Source organism: Moorena sp. (assembly GCF_982860115.1).
Genome location: NZ_CEYLVT010000289.1, coordinates 275 through 8299 on the forward strand (window position 1 = coordinate 275; position 8025 = coordinate 8299).

Genomic DNA, 8025 nt, shown 5'->3' on the forward strand with positions numbered 1-8025 from the left:
ATTGTGGATTGGTGGGCATTTCCCATGTAATTGCTCGCCTTTCAATAATGATCTTTATCAGCCATGCCCACCCTAGGATTATTGTGGATTGGTGGGCATTTCCCATGTAATTGCTCGCCTTTCAATAATGATCTTGATCACCAATGCTGTATAATTATTATATTTATAATCAAGATAAAGGATAGACATTGAAAGCAAAATTAACTATAATTTTACTGCAACAAGAAGCCAATAAGTTTGCAGAGATTGAGTCAAAGCATAAAGAACCAACTTTATTTGGAGTAACCGACGGCAAGGCTGTTGGTACATACTTTGAGCATAAGTTTAAAGCATATCTAAATCATAAATACGAATATGTTGAAGGCAGTTCTGCTAAAGGTATTGACTTTCCTGACTTGTTGGTTGATATGAAGGTAACAAGCATTCGTCAGCCGCAGTCCTCTTCTCCATTTAAGTCAGCTCGACAAAAACTATATGGACTTGGTTATTCACTTCTAGTATTTGTTTACGAAAAGGTTGACGATCAGTCTGACAATACCGGAAGGCTGGATATAAAGCATACAATTTTTATTGATTCGTCTCGTACTGCGGATTATCAAACGACTTCTGGTATAGTAAAAATACTCGAAAATCAAGGAAATAAAGATGATTTACTGGCATTTTTTGAAGAAAGAAAGCTACCGGTAGATGAAATAGAAGCCAACCAAATTGCCGAAGAGTTACTGCAACGAAAGCCTGTAGTTGGATACCTGACTATATCCAATGCACTCCAATGGAGGCTCCAGTATTCAAGAGTAATAGACCAAGCAGGCACTATAGATGGAATAGTGAGGGTGAGATAACTTTGGTGAAGACAAAAGAAAAAATCGAGTTTGGTGACTTTCAAACTCCCTTACAGCTAGCAAAAGAAGTTGTATCATCCTTAACAATAAAGGAAAACTATAAAACTATCATTGAACCAACTTGTGGCTTAGGTAACTTTTTATATGCTTGTATACAAGAAGGGGTAGACCCTTCAAAGATTCAAGGCTGGGAGATTAATCCTGTATATGTCGATCATGGCAATAATCACCTCAATAAACTTACTGGTAGCCAGAGGATTTTTATCGAGCAAAAAAACTTTTTTGAAATCAATTGGGAGACTCTTAAGGCAAGTGTTCAAGAGCCGATTCTATTTCTTGGTAATCCTCCCTGGGTTACCAACTCAGAACTGGGAAAGCTTTTGAGTAAAAATATCCCTAAAAAATTGAATTTTCAAGGGTTAACTGGACTTGACGCTATGACCGGTAAAAGCAACTTTGACATATCGGAATCGATGTTAATTACGTTGCTCGATTTTATCTCCGGAACCAACTCTTCCTTGGCGTTCCTAATTAAAACCTCTGTTGCCAGGAAGTTATTTAAGTATATCGGTAAAACTAAATTACGGTTATCGTCAATAGCCATCAGGTTAATCAATGCCAAAAAGCAGTTTAATGTTAATGTTGATGCTTGCCTTTTTACAGCAGCTGGCTGCAATAATCAACCAATTAATTATAAATGTGACGTCTATAGCAGTATTAATGAGCAAAGGGTTAAAAATACTATGGGCTTCTCAGTGGGAATCTCAGATGGTCATTTGGTTTCTGATCTTAATTCCTATCAAAAGCTATCCCATATAGATATCGGATGCGAGTTTAAGTGGCGGTCTGGTGTTAAGCATGACGCATCTAAAGTCATGGAGTTTAATGTTAATCAAGGTAAACTCGTAAATGGTTTAGGGGAGAATGTTGAAATACCTTATGACTATTTGTATCCACTTTATAAAAGTTCACACATTTCACGTTCAAGGTTGGAATCGCCATCTAACTATGTGCTTCTCACCCAGAAAAAAATAGGAGATGACACGAATTGTATCAAGGTTATCTCTCCAGAGACATGGAATTATCTGCTAATGTATGCACATATTCTAGACAAAAGAAAAAGCTCTATTTATAAAAATTCACCAAGGTTTTCTGTCTTTGGTGTTGGGGAATACACATTCTTACCGTGGAAAGTTGTGATATCAGGTCTTTATAAGAATTTACAGTTTTCTAAAATTGGCTCTTTCAATAATAAACCGATAGTTGTTGATGATACCTGTTATCTCCTTGGTTTTGAACAGGAGGAACAAGCGGATTTTGTGCTTAAATTGCTTTCCTCTGAACTATCAATAAAATTTCTTGATTCCATTGTGTTTTTAGACAACAAGCGGCCAGTAACGGTTTCTCTGCTCAATAGAATTAACTTCAGGCAAATAGCTCGACATCTTGGACAAGAGGAAATGTTTGTTGAACTTTTTAAAGATTCATATGCAAAGAATGGAACAGGGAATCGGGAACAATCCTGTATCCTTAATTAGGATAGAATCCGCTAATTACTAGTTTGACCAGGTGGTGCGTTACGGGACGGATTGTCTTAACACTTGCTACCGATAAAATAAGGGCTCACCCGTCCCTAACCCACCCTACTAACATTTACAAAAGTAAGATACACCTAAAAAACTTCTACGGGACCGTTCGCGAAGCGTCGGGCAAAGCCTGAAAGGTCACGCTACGCGAACGCTTTTTTTATTACCTCTAAAGATTTACAAAAAAACCTTTTTTAAATCCTTGACAAATAAATTTATAATCATTACAATAATCAGTATAAACCGATCGAGTTCAAGTGTTTATCTATGTCAAAAGACTTTAAGTCAAACTTCAAAAAACAACCTGTTGAGCACACTCTTAAAGGCTCTCGTGAAGCAGTAATCTATAGTATCCAAATGCTTTATAAATTGGGCTATGCGGAGATTGCCGAATGGACCCCTCTTGAAGCGACTGAGGTTCCAGGGGAAGTAATTACTAAAATGATGAAGTATTGGCTGTTGCCATAACACTTTAAATTTCTGGGGGGTTTTTCCCCCCTGGCAAAGGCTCCGGTCTGTTAGTGTAGCTTGGCCTTTGGCCAATTACATCGAATTACATCAGGTTCGGTTTGGGAACTTTTTGACATAGATCATTAAAATAGCCGTGGATAGTATTTATACGGCTATTTTTTTTTACTTTTGGTAGCGCTGTTTTGTTACCAGTAATCAATTTTATGTAAATATTAATTTTTGTCAAAAATATCAAAATTACGGAAGTTTATAGTATAATTTATTTAAATGCTAACCGTTATATAAATTAGGTTTAACTAAGATAAGCTTAACTATTAGTTTGATTATGAAGCTTGATACTCTTGTAGATTTTGGATCAATTATCGGAGCTTTTTTGGCTGCAATAGGCTTCCTAGTTTCTTTAAGACAATTCAAGCTCAGTAGAACCATGTCTTATATGCAGCACTTGAGTGATCCCTCAATGATTGAAACAAGGGTTGATGTGGATGCTTGGTTAGACTCTTCAGATGATGATAACGCTCGGCTACTTCAGCTACAAGAAGATACTGAATTGCACACTAAAGTAAAAGTTTTCCTGAGTTTCTGCAATCAGATTTCTATTGCTTACCGATTTGGAGCAATTCACAATAAGATGGCATTTGATATTTGGAATCCTTTTATACCTTATTATTGGGACAGGTTAAGATTTTATATTGCTTGGCGACGTTCTCAGGGATATAGCATAGGGCATAACTTAGAAAGATTTGCCAGAGACATACGAAGTTTTAATAGAAAATAGACATCTCCAAAAAAGCAAAAATTGTATTTTTTTAAATTATATTAAAATTTAATAATCCTTGCAAGAAGCACTACAACTTATGACTATGACAAATTACAATCAGGTACTTAATCAAATTTATTCTCTTAGTCTCTCTGACCAACTACGATTACTATATGAATTAAAAGTCTTAGTTAATCAAGGGATAGAAGTAGAAGGAGATGAAGAAACCATTCCAATTACAGAAATTGTTCAAAGTCAAGAAGCTTGGAAAAATTATCTATCAGGTAACGATAAAGGAATTTCATCTAAAGAGTTAAAACGTAAGTTATTAGCATAAAAGTGATTAATCCTAGGTGGGCAGTGCCTACTTAGGCGCTTTGCAAGCTGATCTTATCTGTCTGATGCAATGCCCACCCTACTTGCTCTATTCCCTATTCCCGACAAAAATCATTATTGTTAATCTTAACAATAACATCAGTTACCTCAGCTGGAGGATTAGGCATCAGATAAATTTCCCGTAATGCATCTGACCACAGTTGTTTGTCCATGAAATAGTTAATTCGTTTCAGAGCAATCTGATCAGCACTCGCGTCTTTAGCCTTCAGCTTACTTTCTAATGCAGTTAAGTCCGCCGTGATTTGATTACGCTTTTGGTCATTCATTAAACGAAAACTTATCTTAGTAGGAAGTTCGTCTAAAGGAATTGTATTGCGCCAATAGTAAGCTTTACCTGCTTGTAAGGGCTTCCCTTGATAAACGATACTAGTAGTAGTAGGCTCTAAAGATTGCTCCCACAATTGTTGATTAGTACGCATTTCACGCACCTCAATACCTTTCATTTCTCCTTGCCATAGGAATAGGGGTTGCTCACTCCAAATTTCTAAGCTTCCTTTATGATTATAATTTCCGTCACGATCTGGTAGCTGACCAGGGGTAAGCATGCAGAGAGTTTGCTCGATAGGATGATCATATCTTGATCTCCCTCTTGAGCCTCCTTTGCCTTTTTTACGTCGCAATCTCTCCCAGATATCACCCCATTTTAACGTAATTAGCTGGCCTTGAGACTGGGATAACGGCTGATCAGACTGAGGTCTTTTTACTATTGCATTAATAGGCAGTGCAGAAGAACAGACTAGCACGACCATTGTTAGTAATAGTGTGGATTTGTTCTGAATTATTTTAGCCATAATATGCTTCCTGACTGATAAGTTAATGATTAAATAAAGCATTTATCGCAGTTATGATAATTGCTATATTTGACTAGAGATCCCCCCTAACCCCCCTTAATAAGGGGGGAACTTGATTCGATTCAAACATTCCCTTAATCAGGGGGGGGAACTTGATTCGATTCAAACATTCCCTTAATCAGGGGGGAACTTGATTCGATTCAAACATTCCCTTAATCAGGGGGGAACTTGATTCCAGTAAACCATTCTTTTCTATTGCCTTTTGCCTTAACAGAATAAGCTTTGTAATCATGAGTATAATAATTGCTATAATGTTCCCGATTCTCGATTCTCGATTCCCGATTCCCGATTTCCGATTCCCTATTTCCTGCCCGTAGCAGTATAAGTAATAAACACTACTAAAGGCATAAAAGTAGGTAGCAGCACCTTCAAGGAGATATAAACTTGTAGTGAAACCAAGCAATAAACTAACCAATAAAGTAACCAAGCGTTATCTATATTGATCAAAAAGCTTCCTAAATCAATTGTGATAAGTTCTCTTTCCTTCTTGATGCTCCCTACTCCCTGCTCCCTGCTCCCTCGTTTCGGATAATCCTGTTTAATTAACCTAAATCCTTTACCTAAAATAGCGGTTAGCAAAATCATCAAGGTATTAGGAATTGGTATCACCAGATGCTGATAAAAAAGATGGTGGGCGATGTAACTATGGGCTTCACCACCAGTAAATGATGGTTTGCCATCGAACCAGTCTTGCCAACCCTGTGAACGACGCCAGAAGGCGACCGGAAGGGGAAGCAGATTATTATCTTGCCCTTCTTGATCAATTCCTGCTTGTTTATATCCTCCTGAAGCAACAATCACAATGGTCTGGTTAAGGCTGATATCATCACCTAGAGCATCTCCAGAACAGGAGCCTAATAACTCACAAGCAGAAATTCTTTGATAAACTTGCTCTGGAGGTAGGGAATAGTCAATAATCGGTTGAAACCATTGTAAGAAATATGCGATCGCAGGACGTTTGACCCTCCCCAACCAAGCCAGTTGTGTATTAGTTTGTGTATCGGCTTGTGTATCGGTACCATTAACCCAATCAATCACTGAAGTCCTAAAGTTGTGATTACTGTCTTGACGCTCAGGTAATCCCATCGCCAATTCAGTAGTGCCGGAATTTTGATTACGTAAACAATAGGAAAGGACTAGTAAATAGCTAAACGGACAAGTTTTATCACAATTGTTGCTAGGTAACTCCATATACCAATCATATCTTGTAATATCTCCCTCCATGGTTTGCTTAAGATTAGCAATTTTATCACTAACTCCCTGATAATCAGCAGGATGTTCAGCTTCAATTGCTCCCCAAACTAACCAGGTATTCCTGTTAATCGCTTCAGTAACTGATTGCTGTAACTGTTTACTATTATCGGGCTGTTGTTTGTCTTGATCTAAGATATAATCAAACCCAATTATCCGAGCATTACTGGTAACTAACTTATCTAATATACTTGCCAAGTAAGCATAGTCCATATACCTATCATCAACCAATTTAACGTTGTCCTCTTCAAGAGACTTGTTATCAATTTGAACTAACCGAACTGGAGACTGAACTGGAGAAGGATTAGCTTGCCACTGCACCTGCTGAGTAACCTGACGGTAACCAGCCTGTAACAACAGACGAGATTCTAACAGTAAATCCTGACAATCCGGGATTAAACTAACGGTTAACCATGCCGATAACCAAAGGGCTTCTTTTTTAGTGGGCAACCAATTTCTGAGACTGTGCCCTAAACCAAATGGTTCCAAGCGAAACAGTACTGATTGGGGGTGGCGAAATAAGGTAGGGATGAGGTAAGCAGACGGATAGGTCAGATTTTGTTGGTCTTTGAGATAAGCACAAGCATCCCTTAGGGCTTCATGAACATCCTTATACTCAGCCAAACTGTTGAGAAACTGGACAATAAAAACTTGAGCAACCTGATTGTGAATAGGTTCTGCCATTACCGCCACTTGAGGTAACCCTAAAGCAATTAGGAATTCCGCAATCGAGATACCATCACAAGAATTAAAAATAGCAAACTTCAGTCCATTAGCTATCCCTTGTTGGAGGGATTGTTGAATATCCTTAAGCCCTAAAGAAGCATCAGGAGCAATATGTAATTCCCCACCAGTCAAGGCAGTTTCATTACTATGTCCAGCAAAGAATAAAATATCCCAACCCCTAGGATTAGCAATTTCCTTAACAATTTCCTGCTTAAGACTAGTAGAGTCTTTTCCTGGTTGCCAACCAATAAATTTTATTTCAGCCAGCTTAGACAGGTCAGCTAACGCCTTGCGGTCTTCTTCAAAGTCTAATCCTTTTTCATCACCCAAGATAGCCAACACTCTGGCTCGGCGACGGATTGAAGGAATAATTTTATTATGACTAATTCCACCATGGATAATATTAGAAACCCGAGCAATCCGGATAGTTCCGAATCTGGATAAATTAGTCGTAGTAGTAGTACTAATTTCCCAAGCTTCCCAAGGTAAGCGAGTTAATTCATGACAGTTACAGGTCAGGAGAATATCAACCCAATAGCGACGATTAATAGAGGAATCTGTAGCCGCATTAGCAATTTGCTCACGAATTTCATATAACTCTCCATCCCGTAACCACCGATCAAATAGTGATAAAAATCTAGCTTCTGCTTCCCGCAAAAATCCAGCATGATCCTTCTTATAGGATGAAATACTACCACTTTTTTTTAGTTTAATAACTCGCAAATATCGGTAACAATTAATGTAAGCCTGTTTCCAGTCTTGGTAACTTTGTTCAAGCTCTTGAGGATAATCTACTATGGCAGAAATAGTCTTACCATTTTCCCAAGATAACTCAAAGTTACACCCTGACTTTATTTTGATGACTTTAAGGTGAAAAATTTTACTTTTCATGTTACTTATAGTAGTCAGCGGTCAGCGGTCAGCAGTCAGTGGTCAGCGGTCAGAGCCGGTGGTGCGTTACGGGACGGGCTGTTTCAACCAGGCGCTCAGAGGTTGAAAATCAGGGCGAGCCCTTGGGTGGTGCGTTACGGGCAGCAACCTAACACTGGCGCTCGGTGTTGAACATGACGGCAAGCCCGCCCCTAACGCACCCTACGCAACTCCCCACACTCCCCACACCCCACACCCCACACCCCACACCC

7 protein-coding genes are annotated in these 8025 nt (G+C 38.6%); 5 read left to right on the top strand and 2 right to left on the bottom strand.

All coding sequences use genetic code 11. The annotated features are described in order from the left end of the window. Positions 1 to 188: 188 nt before the first annotated feature. The 5 genes from AC4II3_RS29310 (at position 189) to AC4II3_RS29330 (ending at position 3996) form a co-directional block, all read left to right on the top strand. The gene (locus tag AC4II3_RS29310) at positions 189 to 842 is read left to right on the top strand and encodes a type II restriction-modification system restriction endonuclease (protein ID WP_488029666.1); all 654 of its coding nucleotides are present in this window, start codon (positions 189 to 191) and stop codon (positions 840 to 842) included. Positions 843 to 844: 2 nt separating this feature from the next. After that, positions 845 to 2380 (top strand): DNA methyltransferase family protein, encoded by a 1536-nt coding sequence (locus AC4II3_RS29315; RefSeq protein WP_488014796.1) that lies wholly within the window; start codon positions 845 to 847, stop codon positions 2378 to 2380. Between the two features lie 315 nt (positions 2381 to 2695). Next, a complete protein-coding gene (locus AC4II3_RS29320) occupies positions 2696 to 2896 on the top strand; it encodes a hypothetical protein (protein WP_488014797.1) in 201 nt (66 codons plus the stop codon). Positions 2897 to 3224: 328 nt separating this feature from the next. Continuing rightward, positions 3225 to 3677, top strand: a complete 453-nt coding sequence (locus tag AC4II3_RS29325; RefSeq protein ID WP_488014799.1) for a DUF4760 domain-containing protein — start codon at positions 3225 to 3227, stop codon at positions 3675 to 3677. A gap of 58 nt (positions 3678 to 3735) precedes the next feature. Next, positions 3736 to 3996, top strand: coding sequence for a hypothetical protein (locus tag AC4II3_RS29330; RefSeq protein WP_488014800.1), 261 nt, complete (start codon positions 3736 to 3738; stop codon positions 3994 to 3996). A gap of 94 nt (positions 3997 to 4090) precedes the next feature. Here the strand turns inward: AC4II3_RS29330 and AC4II3_RS29335 are convergent, their stop codons facing one another. Both AC4II3_RS29335 and AC4II3_RS29340 read right to left on the bottom strand, forming a co-directional pair. Next, on the bottom strand, positions 4091 to 4846 hold the full coding sequence (locus tag AC4II3_RS29335; protein ID WP_488014802.1) for a hypothetical protein: 756 nt from the start codon (positions 4844 to 4846) through the stop codon (positions 4091 to 4093). A 360-nt stretch (positions 4847 to 5206) separates the two neighbouring features. Next, positions 5207 to 7774, bottom strand: coding sequence for a CHASE2 domain-containing protein (locus AC4II3_RS29340; protein WP_488014804.1), 2568 nt, complete (start codon positions 7772 to 7774; stop codon positions 5207 to 5209). Positions 7775 to 8025: the final 251 nt, after the last annotated feature.